This window comes from Corallococcus sp. AB045 (assembly GCF_003668895.1).
Lineage (GTDB): Bacteria > Myxococcota > Myxococcia > Myxococcales > Myxococcaceae > Corallococcus > Corallococcus coralloides.
Genome location: NZ_RAWN01000014.1, coordinates 26,456 through 38,521, shown reverse-complemented (window position 1 = coordinate 38,521; position 12,066 = coordinate 26,456). Strand labels below are relative to the sequence as shown.

At 67.4% G+C, this 12,066-nt stretch carries 13 protein-coding genes; all 13 read right to left on the bottom strand.

The window, feature by feature from the left end:
- Position 1: 1 nt before the first annotated feature.
- Complete coding sequence (locus D7Y21_RS05605; protein WP_233611991.1) at positions 2-319, bottom strand: hypothetical protein; 318 nt, start codon at positions 317-319, stop codon at positions 2-4.
- On the bottom strand, positions 316-957 hold the full coding sequence (locus D7Y21_RS05600; RefSeq protein WP_120563204.1) for a DotU family type IV/VI secretion system protein: 642 nt from the start codon (positions 955-957) through the stop codon (positions 316-318). Before D7Y21_RS05600 ends, D7Y21_RS05605 begins: the two co-directional genes overlap by 4 nt.
- Before the next feature lie 12 nt (positions 958-969).
- On the bottom strand, positions 970-2,616 hold the full coding sequence (locus D7Y21_RS05595) for a type VI secretion system baseplate subunit TssF (protein ID WP_120563203.1): 1,647 nt from the start codon (positions 2,614-2,616) through the stop codon (positions 970-972).
- 52 nt (positions 2,617-2,668) lie between these two features.
- Positions 2,669-3,295 carry a hypothetical protein gene (locus tag D7Y21_RS05590; RefSeq protein ID WP_014396958.1) on the bottom strand — a complete coding sequence of 209 codons (627 nt, stop codon included), beginning with the start codon at positions 3,293-3,295 and terminating at the stop codon, positions 2,669-2,671.
- 13 nt (positions 3,296-3,308) lie between these two features.
- Positions 3,309-5,003, bottom strand: coding sequence for a hypothetical protein (locus tag D7Y21_RS05585; RefSeq protein ID WP_121711711.1), 1,695 nt, complete (start codon positions 5,001-5,003; stop codon positions 3,309-3,311).
- The gene (locus D7Y21_RS05580) at positions 5,003-5,392 is read right to left on the bottom strand and encodes a GPW/gp25 family protein (protein ID WP_120563201.1); all 390 of its coding nucleotides are present in this window, start codon (positions 5,390-5,392) and stop codon (positions 5,003-5,005) included. Before D7Y21_RS05580 ends, D7Y21_RS05585 begins: the two co-directional genes overlap by 1 nt.
- A gap of 5 nt (positions 5,393-5,397) precedes the next feature.
- On the bottom strand, positions 5,398-6,648 hold the full coding sequence (gene tssK, locus D7Y21_RS05575) for a type VI secretion system baseplate subunit TssK (RefSeq protein WP_120563200.1): 1,251 nt from the start codon (positions 6,646-6,648) through the stop codon (positions 5,398-5,400).
- A gap of 85 nt (positions 6,649-6,733) precedes the next feature.
- Complete coding sequence (locus D7Y21_RS05570; RefSeq protein WP_120563199.1) at positions 6,734-7,318, bottom strand: hypothetical protein; 585 nt, start codon at positions 7,316-7,318, stop codon at positions 6,734-6,736.
- Positions 7,319-7,373: 55 nt separating this feature from the next.
- Positions 7,374-8,861: a type VI secretion system contractile sheath large subunit gene (gene tssC / locus D7Y21_RS05565; RefSeq protein ID WP_120563198.1), complete on the bottom strand. Its 1,488-nt coding sequence runs from the start codon at positions 8,859-8,861 to the stop codon at positions 7,374-7,376.
- A 40-nt stretch (positions 8,862-8,901) separates the two neighbouring features.
- Positions 8,902-9,552, bottom strand: a complete 651-nt coding sequence (gene tssB / locus D7Y21_RS05560; protein WP_121711708.1) for a type VI secretion system contractile sheath small subunit — start codon at positions 9,550-9,552, stop codon at positions 8,902-8,904.
- Positions 9,553-9,688: 136 nt separating this feature from the next.
- Positions 9,689-10,585, bottom strand: a complete 897-nt coding sequence (locus D7Y21_RS05555; protein WP_120563196.1) for a hypothetical protein — start codon at positions 10,583-10,585, stop codon at positions 9,689-9,691.
- Between the two features lie 5 nt (positions 10,586-10,590).
- Complete coding sequence (locus tag D7Y21_RS05550; RefSeq protein WP_121711706.1) at positions 10,591-11,673, bottom strand: type VI secretion system protein IglI family protein; 1,083 nt, start codon at positions 11,671-11,673, stop codon at positions 10,591-10,593.
- The gene (locus tag D7Y21_RS05545) at positions 11,666-12,052 is read right to left on the bottom strand and encodes a DUF4280 domain-containing protein (protein WP_120563194.1); all 387 of its coding nucleotides are present in this window, start codon (positions 12,050-12,052) and stop codon (positions 11,666-11,668) included. Before D7Y21_RS05545 ends, D7Y21_RS05550 begins: the two co-directional genes overlap by 8 nt.
- Positions 12,053-12,066: the final 14 nt, after the last annotated feature.

The window sequence follows — 12,066 nt, the reverse complement described above, 5'->3', positions numbered from 1 at the left end:
GTCAGCCGCCGCTCCTTCCGCCCGGCTTCACGGCCAGCTGGAGCGCTTCCAACACGTCCTCCGCCTCCTCCAGCGTGGACGTCAGCTTCGCGCGCAGCTTCTCCTGCTCCTGCGGCGACGGCAGCATCCCGTCCCCGGGCGGATCCAGCGCCACCAGGCCCTCACGCACGGAGTCCAGCAGCGGCTGCACGCCCTCCTTCAGCGACCCCAGCTCCGCGTCCACCTGCTGCTCCAGCGCGTCCAGCAGCGCGACCGTCTTGGGCGGAGCCTTGGCGGCCGGCGCGGGAGGCCGGCTGTCGTGTGTCGGGAAGGGCCTCAATTGGAGACCCACCACAGGAGGATGGGCAGCCCCAGCACGATGGCCGCCGTCACGGCGTAGTAGTGCACCGGGAAGTCGTAGACGGTGGGCACCGCCGCGGGCACCACCGGCGCGAGCGGCGCCATGGCCGCCGGCTGCGGGATGCGCTGCGAGATGCGGTCCTTGAGTTCGCGGATGCGCTCCGGCTGCCCTACGAGGCGGCCCGTGAAGCCCGCGGCCAGGCAGAAGCGGATCATCTCGAAGACGATGGAGGGCGTATCGTTGCGACGCAACTTCTCTTCCACGAACTCGTAGAAGAGGTCTCCGCCTGCATCAACCTGAAACAGGTTCTGCTGCAGGAGCGGCCAGAGATGTTGCTCCGCGTCCGACAGCCGCCGCAGCACCCACTCATCCAGGAAGAAGACGAAGGGGCGGATCAGATCCTCCACTTCATCCGGGCGCATGTCCGCGCCGAACGCGGCGCGCAGGCGCTCCAACTCCACCATCAGCGCCTGCTCCAGGTGGCCCAGTGCCTCCGGCCCCACCCTGCCCTGCGGCCGGCGCGCACCCGGGGCGGGCTCGGCGGGCAGGGCCCGGTCGAGGAGCTGGCGCACGCGACGCTGCGTGGCCAGGAGTGCGTTCCAATGCTCCAGTTTCATGAGAGTGTTTGACTATGTTGGAAGCTGTAGCGGCCCCAAACCCGCCACCGAGGCCTTGAGATCAACAGTCGCCTCGTTGTTCCAAGCATCAAGCAGGTCCCTCAACTGCTCAAGAAAGCAGATGACGACAGGCTCGAAGCTTTGGTCGAAGGGCTCCATCACGGCTTCATACGCGTGGCGGATCCCCGAACCCTTGAGCGCGCTGTCGGGCACAACACTGAACTTCAACTCCTTGAGCCATGGAAGGACGCGGCGGAACGGGCTCTCCGCGGGGGTCCCCAGGTGACCCAGCAGGGCGACCACCTCGTCGCGGCCCAGCGTGGGCTTGGCCTTCCACGCGAGGAATTGGGTCAACGCCTCGACATCATCCCGTAGCACGCTGTCGCGGTGGGGCTGGAGGCTGCCCACCGTCTGCCATTTCAAGCCTTCGATGTGACGGCCCGGCACGGACACCTCCACCCTGCCCGCCGCCTGCGCGGAGAACTGCGGCTGGTGCCACAGCGCCTCCAACACAATCTTTCGCGGCGCGGTGAAGGCCTCCGGCATGCGCACGATGAGGCTCTGCCGCGAGGCGAGCTTCTCGTCGAAGGTCTCGTCCACCTCGTAGCTGGGGCCCTTGCCGGGCAGGAAGGCGGGCCGCAGCGGGGCCAGGCCTGCCTTGGTCATCTCGAAGACGCCCGTCACCGAGTGCAGCGTGAACTCGCGCCCCGCGCTCATGCTGATGATGGGGTGCTCCGCGCGCGTGCCGTCCGCCACCACCACCTGCGCGGGCTCCGCCTTGAGGTTCACCACCGGCACGGTGAAGAGCTGGAAGAAGTCCGGGTGCAGCGAGCGGCCGATGTTCCAGTCCTTGTCCAGGTCCAGGCAGATGCAGAACCGCATCCAGGAGCTGCCGCGCGGCGGCGGCACCTTCACGTGCACGAAGAGCTGCTGCTCCGGGAACTGGAAGAACGCGCGCAGGCGCTGGAACGGGTGCGCGTAGAGGCCGCTGTCGTCCGGCGCGGGCGGGTCGCGGTTGAAGGACACCTCGCAGGGACTGCCCACGGAGTGCTCATCCGCCTCTTCGTCGTAGACGACGCTCACCTGCTTCACGTGCTTGCGCAGCGCATGGAACACCGCCAGCGACGAGCGGTAGTCGTCCAGGTGCCGCACGTGCAGGCTGAGCACGTCGATGGCGTCCTTGCGCGCGAAGCGGGACTCGAAGCGCAGGATGAGCCGGTGGCCGCTTCTCACCTGCGGCACCACGTCCGTGCCCTTGAGGAAGATGGGCAGCACGCGCAGGTCGCGCTGGAGCCGGAAGGAGCCGGACACCCCTTCCGCGGGCGTCAGGCGCAGCTCCGTGCCCCGGGTGAGCAGCACCGGCTCCACCATCTTCTCCGTGGGCACGGCCTGCGCCATGGCGGCGGCGGGCACGGGCTCCAGGAGGAAGTCGAAGAAGCCCGCGAACAGCCGGCGCCAGGTGGAGCGCAGGTTGTGCAGCGTGGCGTGCCGCGTCTGCACGGAGAAGAACGCCATCGCCTCGATGAGGCGGCGCACGTCCGGGTCCTCGCGATCCAACGGGGCCGCCGGGTGCCGCTCCTGGAAGCGCTGACGGAAGCGCTCCAGCCCGTCCAGCTCCGACAGGAAGTCCAGGTAGATCTTCTCTGAGAAGTCCTTCACCGCCCGCTCTCCCGCCGTACGTCTGTTGTTGCCATGTGTGAGTCAGCCGTCTTCAGCCCAGCTTCACCAGGGTGCCGCCCACGCTGGTGATGGAGCCCTTCAGGTTCGCCATGCCGGAGCTCTCCAAATCGAGCTTGCCGGTGCCGGACACCTTGGTCATCGCGCCGGACATCTCCGCCTGCGACTTGCCGGCGAGCTTCAGCGTCACGCCGTCCACCTTCGCTTCGCCGCCGGACGTGACCATCTCCGCGCCCATGTTGCCCTTCATGGCCAGCTTGGACGTGGCCTCGATGTTCACGTTCGCACTGGAGGACAGCTTCGCGTCGCTGGTGGCCGTCTGCGTGAGCTTCGCGCTCGTCTTGAGCGTCATGTCCTTGGTGCTCTCCACCGTGAGCGTGTCCTGGCTGGTCCACTTGGACACGCCCTTGGACTTCATCGTGATGGTGTCGGTGTCGAAGGTCAGGTCCTTCACCGTCACCACGATGCTGTCCTGCTTCTGCACGATGGTGCTCGTCTCCTGCTGGCCCTTCACCGTGATGGTGATGCTGGTGCCGTCCATCACGATGGTCTGGGTGATCTGATCATCCCCGTTGTCGACCTGGACGGTGATGCCCCCCTTCTTGTCCAGTTCGATCTTGCAGACCAGCGTCCCTGCCGCTCCCGGTCCTGAAGCTCCCATCGTCCCTCCCGCCTCAGGCGGACTCTTCCTTCACCAGGATGAGCAGGTTGCCTTCCTTGAGTTCGACCTTCTCCGTGTCGCTCTCGTTCGTGCGCTGCAGGCGCCACAGCGGCTTGTTGTCCTCGTAGAAGTGCCTCATGGACGTGCCGCTCGTCGTGGTCTTTCCGACGAGCAGGTGCACGCCCTGCCCGTCCGAGGGCAGCCGTGCGCCCGCCCGCCAGTCCAGGTTGCGCTTGAGCCACGCGCGCAGGAAGTCCAGCGCCACCAGCACCCGGGCACCCTTGTAGGCCGGGAAGTAGAAGTGCCCCGGCTGCAGGTTCGCGTTGAAGGGCACCTGGACGATTTGATTGGCGAAGAGCGGCAGCTTCACCTTGTAGCTGTCCAGCGACGTGGCCTCGTCCGTGTACGCCTGCCAGGTCTCGTCCTTCTTCTCGCCCACCTCGCTGACGATGAGCCCCTCCACGAAGCGCGGGTACACCGGCGCGGTGAAGGGCGGCAGGTCCACGTGCGCTTCGGCCTTCTTCTCCAGCCGCGTGGTGAACGAGATGAGGAAGCGGCTCTCCGGCTTCGGCCGCCGCACGGGCTCGTCTCCTCCGGGGCCGGGCCCGGACGCGTCCCCGCCCGCGGGAATCTCTCCCTCCTCCACGGGCAGCGGCTCCGCGCGCAGGCTCATCCGGCGCACCCGGAAGTCCTGCGTGGCCGGCACGCCCGCCGCCGTCCACCCGGCGGTGTCCGGCAGCTTCACCAGCGCGCCCGGGGCGAAGGCCACCGCCGGGAAGCGGTTCCAGTCCAGCTCCACCTCCAGGCCGCGCACCTTGAGGCGCGCCGTCTCCAGCGTCACGCGGGCCTGCACGTCGTCCGCGATGTCCGTGCGCAACAGCACGTCCTGGCGGACGCCGGTGACGGCCTGGGTGTTGGTGATGGCCTGGTTCTTGGGGCTCTCCGCGGCGGCATTCAGGATGGCCACGTCGTGGCGCGCCACCTCCGGGAACACCACCGACACACGGTCCACGTCCGCCGCGCGCAGGGTGATGGGCGTCCCGCTGGTGTCCTTCGCCGCGCGCAGCTGGTAGCCCTGCGCCGTGTAGTCGTACGCCAGCACGCCGTTGCGCGTGTGCACGAACCAGACGACGAAGTCGTAGAAGCTGGCGCCGGACTCCGGGGCCAGGCCCAGGAAGATGAGCGGCAGCGTCTTGTCCAACTGCGCGGCCCAGTCATTGGCCAGGGCGATCTTGTCGCCCTTGTGCGCGTCCAGCACGTCCTGGAGCGTCTTCTGCGTGTAGAGCACGCAGGGGTAGTGCTGCGTCCACAGGAGCCGCGCGGGGTCCACGAAGCGCACGGTGTAGTGCCGGTAGGTGATGCCCGCGCCCTTGGCCTGGGCGACGGCCTCCTCCGTGAGCGACTTCTCCTGCACCAGCCCCTTCACCTTCAGCGACGTGAAGGTGGGCTTCGTCGCCGTGTCGGAGTGCAGGGCCTTCAGCTCCAGCGCCACCTCCGCCAGGTCCGGCTTGAGGAAGTCCGCCAGCAGCTTGTCCTGCTTCTGGCCGCCGTGCCCCGTCTCGTCGAGCACGCGGAACTCCACCCTCCCCTCGTGCCCCCAGCCGTGCAGATCCAGCTCGAAGGCGAGCACGTCCGATGAAGGGATGGCGTGCGCCGTCCCGCCAATGGTGAGCGTCAGGCCCAGGTCCAGGCGGTCGGCGAAGGCCATCAGGTGTCCTCCGCCTGCACGCGCACCCGGCCGGTGGTGGAGTGGAACATCAGCGACAGGTGGCAGGGCTGTCCGTTGAAGGTGCCCTTGCAGTCGAAGTAGAGCCACAGCGCGCTGTCGCGGCCCCGCAGCTTCACCTCGGGCTCCACCAGTCGCGGCTCGTGCCGCGTCACTTCCTGCTGGATTTCGGCGGTGAGCGCCTCCACCAGCTCGCGCGTGCCCAGCTTCTCCGTGTACCCGCCCAGCCCGAAGTCATGCATGAAGAAGCCGTAGCCCTTCTTCGTGTTGAGCACGGCTTCGATGTTGTGCATCACGTGCTCCAGGCTGTCGCGCGAGTCGGAGCGCTCCCTGCGGGTCGCGAACTTGTCCAGGAACGGTGCGCGCGCCATGGCGTCTAGCTCCTCCGCCAGAACAGCGAGGTCTGGGCGCCCCGGAGCGCGGGCGTCACGTAGAAGGCCAGGCCGTCCTCGCGCAGCGCGTGCTGCCACTCCTCGCCGTTGCTCAACAGGTACCAGTCGATCTCCGGCCCCAAGGCATGCGGGAACGACGGATACGGCACGTGCTTGAAGGGCACGCCCTTCAGGGCCTGGCGGCGCACCAGCGGCAGCCGGGACGGGCTGGCCAGCTTCACGCCGTCCAGCGGCGTGCGCTCCCCGGGCTGGGTGCGCTGCACCAGCAGGTAGGCCTCGCTGGCGGAGCGGATCTCCGGAGGCAGAGGCGTCATCTGGAACTGCCCTTCCTTCGCCTGGAAGGCCTTGTGCGTGGAGCGCGTGGCCTCCGGCTGGAAGCTGCGCTGGAGCAGGCGGATCCACCCGCCCAGGGACTCGTTGAGCCCCTCGTGCTGGTACACCGGCATCTGGTCGTCCGGGAGCATCTCCAGGTAGCAGCACGCCTCGAAGTACAGCCGGCGAAGCGCGTCGAACAGGTGGTACGGGTGCACGTACACCTGACGGAACATGTCCCGGCGCAGCGCGATGAGCCGCTGCACTTCAAAGAGCGCCCGGCGCGCGTTGGTGAGCCGGTCCGTGCGCAGGTACGTGTCCGAGATGTTGGTGAGCAGCTGCTGGCGCACCTGATCCAACAGGTCATCCAGCGTGGAGAGCAGCTTCTCCAGGAAGGGGTTGGGCCCCACGAGAAGCAGCGGCGGCACCCAGTCCGGGGACGTGTGCCACGCGCCGTCCTCGTCCTGCGACACGGCGGCCAGCCCCAGGGAGCCAATGGTCCCGTCCAGCACCGGCTCCGTGGACAGCTGCAGCTTGTGCAGCACGCGCTGGAGCACCGGCGGATCATCCGCGTACAGGCGGATGCCCTCCGCGCTGACGGTCTCCTTGAGCACGTGCAGGTAGATGATGAACTCCGTCTTGCCCACGGCTTCCAGCGACAGGGGCGAGATGACGGAGTTGCCCGGGACGTCCAGCAGGTCCCCGGACTTGGTGACGACGGTGAGCGCGGAGATGGACAGGCTGCCGCTCTGCAGGAGCGACTCGTTCCAGGCCAGGTTCGCGACGCCGTAGGAAGGCAGGCCGGACAGCGTGGAGTGGAGGCGGATCTCCGCGTCCAGCGCGTCCTCCTGCGCGACGAAATGCTCCGGAAGAAGCGTCTGGCCTACGTGCCAGCGGACCCGTGCGAGCTTGTACCGCTGCATGCGCCTTGTGTTCCTTCCACCCGCCTGACCCGGCCGGGAGCGAATCCTGCTCCCGGCCCGGTTTAGACCCGGACCGCGGCCGATGCTACTTGGCGGCCGCTTCGGTGATGCCCCACTTCTTCGCGATCTTCTTCGCGGAGGAGGTGGCCAGGTTCAGCGACTGCTCGCTCGCCTGGGGCTTGATGCCGATCTGGAACGTGAAGTTCTTGGGCGACTGCACTTCACGCGACTCGTTGTCCGCGACGGACATGTTCAGGTCGTCGCCGTTCTTCTCGAGCAGGCCCTTCATCTCCGCGTCGAGGAAGTTGGACTTGAAGTACTTCTTCCCGATGGGGTCGTACTCGTAGATGACGTACTTGAAGTTGACTTCAATGTTGCTGAAGTTGCCCAGCAGCATCTCCGCGATCTTCTGCTTGTTCGCCACCGACACCTGGCCGGAGAAGTACATGGCGTCCGTCACGCCCGTCTCCCACAGGTAGTGGTTGAGCACCGCGACGACCTTGTCCGCGATGGCCGCGTCCGGATTCTCAGGATCCTTGATGGTCTCCTGGTCCGCCGCCAGCGCCTCGCCGCCAATGGTGATGGCGGTGATGTAGCCCACGGGGCTCTGCTTGTCCTTCTTGAAGTTGAAACCCTGATACACGTCCAGGTTGCGCGAAAACTGGGGCATCGTTCACTCCAGGGTAAGCGGGGCAGGCTCTCACCTGCCCCAAGTGGGATGCGGCTTAACCGAGCCGCGACTCGAGCATCAGCTCCACGTTGAGGCCTTCGAACTGGATGTGCGGGAGCACGGCCAGCTTGCAGTCGTACCAGCCGATCTCACCGGGGCGCGGGAAGACGACCACGCTGCTCGCCTTGAACGGGAAGCGGCGCACGGTGAGGTCGTCCGGGTTGGCCACGGTCGTGACGTAGTTGGACAGCCACGAGTCCAGCTGCCGCTGGATGTAGGGCGCGTCCGCCGTGTTACCGATGTTGTCACGCATGATGCACTTCACGTAGTGCGCCAGACGCGTGATGGAGAACGTGTAGGCCAGGTTGGTGACCAGCTGCGAGTTCTCCGAGTCCTTGGGGTCCTTGAACGTCTTGGCGACCTTGGCGGACTGGGTGCTGAAGAACGTCGCGTCGCTGGAACCCTTGCGGTACACGAGCGGGATGAAGCCGGAGCGCGCGAACTCGTACTCGCGGTAGTCCGGGATGGCGATCTCCACCGGGGCCTTGATCTCCTCCTGGCCGCGCAGGGAGAAGGTGTCCACGGGCAGGCCGGAGATGAGGCCACCGCCCTTGGGGCCGCGGATGGACTGGCACCAGCCGCTGATCTCGAACGCCTTCACCATGTTGCGCGCGAGCAGGATGGCGGAGTTGCCCCAGAGGTACTTGTCGGAGTCGCCGCGCGCCGTCTCGGTGAAGTTGAGGACGTCGCAGGGGTTCTTGTCCGGGTGCCAGGGCAGGCGCAGCACGTAGCGCGGGAAGGTCAGGCCCACGTACGCGGCCTCCTCCGTGTCGCGGAACGCGTTCCAGCGGCCGAACCGCGGGTGGGCGAGCACGCCCTCCAGGTTCTTGATGGCCTCCATCTCCTCGATGGTCTCGCAGCCGAAGAACTTGTGGTTCACGGCGGAGATGAACGGCGCGTGCGCGGCGTTGGAGACCTTGGCCATGCGCTGCAGCCAGGTGAGGTCCGCGGGCGACGAGGAGAAGTCGTACAGGCCCACGATGGCGCCGAAGGGACGGCCGCCGTACTGGTCGTACTCCTGGATGTAGACCTTGTCGAACAGCGCTCCGGCGAAGATGTTGCTGGAGTTGTTCTCGAAGTCCTCCGCCAGCTCATCCTTGGCGACGTCCAGGATGTCGATGGCGATGTTGGCCTTGAAGTTGGTGTGGTCGACCAGGTCCTCCAGGCCGCGCCACGTGGACTCCAGCTTCTGGAAGGTGTCGTTGTGGAGGATCTCGTTCATCTGCGCGTCGATCATGCGATCGATGCGGCTGATGACGTCCAGCACCTGGCCCTTGTCGAAGCGGGCGGTGTTGTCCGGGCCCTCCACGGGGGCCACGTTCTGCAGCAGCGCGGCGACGCTGGAGAGGAAGCGGCTCTCCAGGGTGACCTGCTGCTCGTCGCCGGCGGGCGCGAAGTTGGTGGTGATCATCGGCGCCGATTCCTGGGGCGGATCGAGCCGGACGCTGGTGAACAGGCGCTTCAGGTAGGTGGTCTCAGCCATGGCGGAGTCCTTTTAGAAGTCGAAGGGTTGGGAAGTCGGATCAGGAAGCAGCCGGGGGCTTGGCACCCGCGGCGACGGTGGCGGCGACCGCGGCCGTGGCGGCGGCGGCACCCCCGGCGGGCTTGCCAGCGGCGGCGGCGGCACCGGCGGCGGCGGGCGCGTCCGTCTTCACCGCGGTCTCTCCGGCGGGCAGGCGCATGGTCTCGTAGCCCTTCAGCTCGTTGAGCAGCTCCTTGAGCGCGTCCGGCTTGGAGAACAGCTCGTAGAGTTCGCGGCGCAGGTCCTTGCGGTTGTCGATGTTCGACTGCATCTCCACGAGGAGCGTCTTCAGCAGCAGCAGCGCCTTGAGCTTCGGCACGTGCTTGACGATCTCATCCGGGTGGAAGGACTTCATCCGGTCGATGGGGAGCGTGACGTTCAGCTCCTCCTCCACGTCCGGATTGATCCGGTTGGCGACCTGGAAGTTGGCGGACATCTTCATGTCCTTCATCAACTCGTCCAGGTTGCGGCCGTCCACGGAGCGCAGCTTGCGCGTCTCCAGGTCCGTCTTGCGGTCCTCGGAGGTCCCCAGCGAGTAGTCGCCCATGACCAGGAGGCGCAACGGCAGGTTCACCGTCTCCTGCTCGCCGTTGATGGTGGTGCGGTACGTGAGGGTGATGCGGGATTTGGGAAGCTGGTCCTGAATGGCCACGGTGACTCCCTGACATTCGCAGCGCGTTTGATTCCCCCCGTCCTACTGGAGCCGCCCCGGGAGTACGCCCTGCCGAGTGAACATTTACAGCCTAGGCGCGATCAGGAATTCCCGTCAACCAGCCGACATGACAGGTCTAGCGGGGTTCTGATGATCGCAGTTGAGCGGTGTCCCCCGTGAACAGGAGGACCTCCTGGGTCTGTTCCGGACCGCCTACCAGCGGTTCGTAACCCAGATGACTTCCGTCGATGAGCCGGGCGTAGCTGCTCTGATCACGCAGGCACAGGATGACGGCGAGCGCGAGCGGGGTCTCCGCGAGGCTCGGGAGGATGCGGGCGTTGAGGCGCCGGCGGGCCTCCACGGCCCAGGGGGTGCCGGTGCCGGAGTGAGGCTCGTTGAGGAACAACCGCACCTCCACGCCGCCCGTGGGAACGGTGGCGAAGCCGCCCACCGCGCTGCCGTCTCCGAGCGCGGCGGCGCCCAGGCGGATGCCCTTGGCTTCGATGCGCTGGCGGCGCGTCTCGCGGCGCACCACCACCTCCGCCTCCGGGAAGACCTTGGCGAACAGCCAGTGCAGGCTGCTGGGACACGCGAGGCGAAGCAGGCGCAGCCGGTGCGCGGTGGAGTGCTCCCAGCCGGGCAGCAGGGATTCGTCGCGGTCCGGGAACTGGCCCGCGAAGCGGGTCCGCAGCAACAGGTGGTCGAAGTAACCCAGGAAGTCAGCCATCGTGTCCTGCTCCAGGCGGTCCATGGCCTGGAAGAGGAAGGATGGCAGCGGAGTCTGGAGACTGAGCAGGCCCAGGTTGACGGTGATGACCACGCGTCTGCGCGGGTGGCGGGTGAATTCGATGGCATGCACCAGGTGGGGTTGGTGCACGGTGCTGCGGTGGCTGCGGAACTCCACCTCCGCCTCGCCGTAGCCCTCCTTGGCGAGCAGGTCCAGGAGGGCCGGCACGTCGAAGCTGCGGATGCGTTCGCTGATGCGCTCCTCGACGGTGAGCTTGCGGTTCGGCTGTTCGCGCTCCAGTGCCATGGGGGCTATTCGTCGTATTCCGAGCCGCCGCCGCGCGGCTGGCGCTGCTGGGCGACGAGGAACGCGTCCAGGTCCACGCGGTAGAGCTGATCCATGGCGCGGAAGGACAGCGTCTCCGTGTTGTGCAGCATGGGCTCAATGGCTTCCGCGTGCTGTGCCAGGCCATTGAAGAAGCCGGAGAAGAGCTGCGGCAGGTACACGCGCGGGTCGAAGCGCTCCACGGTGGCGAGCACGTCCACGGCGATGACGCTCGCCTTGGAGTAGTCCTCTCGCTCCACCAGCGCTTCAAAGGCAGACAGCTTGCGGACCAGCTGCGCGAGCGCGGGCGACATGGGCACGCTGGGGCCGGAGTCCTGCTCCTCCTGGCGGGCGGCCTTCTTGCGGCGCGCGGGGCGGACCTCCTCTTCCTCCTCCCCTTCGTCGTCCTCTTCCTCCTCGTCGTCCGGAGCGGCGGCGAGCTCCGGCTCGGGGGCCGCGGCGGGCCCGGGCTCCTCCGGCGGGGGCAGGAAGGGCACGGCCTGGGCGTGGGAGCGCAGCGCGCCGAGCAGCGTGCGCATGGCGTCCATGCACGCGCTCTTCTGCAGGATGGCGAGGGCGGCGATGAGCGGGTCGCCCAGGGCCAGGGCCTCTTCGATGGGCTCGCGGTTGCCGGGCGCGCTCCACGTCTGCCATTGCGCGTCCTTGAGGCGCGAATGGTGTTCCAGGTGCTTGCCCATCATCTTCAGCAGCCAGCGCAGGCCGGTGTCCGCGAAGACGAGCTTCTTCTCCAGCGGGCCGAAGAAGTCCCAGTTCTCCGTCAGCGTGCGCTTGAGGGAGCGGAACAGGACGGGCAGCGCCTTCATGCCCTCCGCGAAGAAGTGGCCGAAGAGGTACGGCCCCACCACGCGCACGTCGCGCACGCCCTGGCGCAAGAGCCCCGCGGCGGCGTGGGCCGCGTCCGCGTACTCGCTCTTGGCGACGAAGCCGGTGATGGCCTCCAGGCGCGGATCCGGGCCCTCGGACTCGTCGAGCGGTACGGGGGCGGTGGTGAACTCCACGTCGAGCAGCGTGAAGTCCACGGGCTCCAACGCCTGTGCGGGGCTACCCATCGATGGCCACCATCTGTCCGGGGGAGACGACCTGGATGACGCCGCCGTAGCTGCACATGCACTTGGAGTTGCTCTCCAGCGCCGGCATGTTGCCGATGAGCACCTTGGGGCACCCGGGCATCCAGGGGGCCGCGGTGGCGGGGATGCAGGGCATGGGGGTGAGGACGCCGAAGGCCGCCGCGGTCGCCGCCGCTACCATGGGGTTGGCCAAGGACTGGCACATGCCGAAGGGCAGCACGTTCAGGAACGGCTTGTTGTCCATGATGTTCGCCGCGGGTGTGGTGGCCATGATCCGGTTCACGGGCAGCACCATCAGCGACGAGGGCGCCATCCCGAAGCTGCATTGGAGCATCGCTCCCATCACGACCTGAGCACCCATGTGCCGCTCCTCTT

Bases quoted from the DNA above. Each gene is read 5' to 3' on its own strand.
- D7Y21_RS05550 (WP_121711706.1), bottom strand. From the start codon at position 11,673: ATGGGTAGCCCCGCACAGGCGTTGGAGCCCGTGGACTTCACGCTGCTC.
- D7Y21_RS05545 (WP_120563194.1), bottom strand. From the start codon at position 12,052: ATGGGTGCTCAGGTCGTGATGGGAGCGATGCTCCAATGCAGCTTCGGG.
- D7Y21_RS05580 (WP_120563201.1), bottom strand. From the start codon at position 5,392: ATGGCGCGCGCACCGTTCCTGGACAAGTTCGCGACCCGCAGGGAGCGC.
- D7Y21_RS05590 (WP_014396958.1), bottom strand. From the start codon at position 3,295: ATGGGAGCTTCAGGACCGGGAGCGGCAGGGACGCTGGTCTGCAAGATC.
- tssK (WP_120563200.1), bottom strand. From the start codon at position 6,648: ATGCAGCGGTACAAGCTCGCACGGGTCCGCTGGCACGTAGGCCAGACG.
- D7Y21_RS05555 (WP_120563196.1), bottom strand. From the start codon at position 10,585: ATGGCACTGGAGCGCGAACAGCCGAACCGCAAGCTCACCGTCGAGGAG.
- D7Y21_RS05585 (WP_121711711.1), bottom strand. From the start codon at position 5,003: ATGGCCTTCGCCGACCGCCTGGACCTGGGCCTGACGCTCACCATTGGC.
- D7Y21_RS05600 (WP_120563204.1), bottom strand. From the start codon at position 957: ATGAAACTGGAGCATTGGAACGCACTCCTGGCCACGCAGCGTCGCGTG.
- tssC (WP_120563198.1), bottom strand. From the start codon at position 8,861: ATGGCTGAGACCACCTACCTGAAGCGCCTGTTCACCAGCGTCCGGCTC.
- D7Y21_RS05570 (WP_120563199.1), bottom strand. From the start codon at position 7,318: ATGCCCCAGTTTTCGCGCAACCTGGACGTGTATCAGGGTTTCAACTTC.